This is a genomic window from Bhargavaea massiliensis (genome assembly GCF_050480245.1).
Classification (GTDB): Bacteria; Bacillota; Bacilli; order Bacillales; family Anoxybacillaceae; genus Anoxybacillus.
The window spans coordinates 1-221 of record NZ_JBCNEQ010000035.1 but is presented as its reverse complement, the minus strand read 5'-3'; the positions used below and the strand labels follow the sequence as shown (position 1 = coordinate 221).

Below are 221 nucleotides of genomic sequence, written 5' to 3'. Positions count from 1 at the left end.
GGTTGTTTCTATGGCATCCATCGGTGACTGGTGTTCAGGAGAATAAGCGACATGCAGTTTAATCCCTGACCGTTCCCCATGATAAGGCGCCCATGATAGGCGGTTCTTTCCGACTGTCACCGTTGTCGAATCGACAATGCGAAGAGGTTTCGGGAATCGAAGAGATCGCCGTATTTTGCGATTACACTTCGAAACGATTCGTGCAAACAAACGCTTCATGA

The 221-nt window shown here is 48.4% G+C and carries 1 protein-coding gene; it reads right to left on the bottom strand.

Features of this window, described 5'->3' with window-relative positions; all coding sequences use genetic code 11:
• The coding region (locus ABEV15_RS08040; RefSeq protein WP_498852904.1) for a transposase at positions 1–221 on the bottom strand (221 nt) is incomplete at both ends.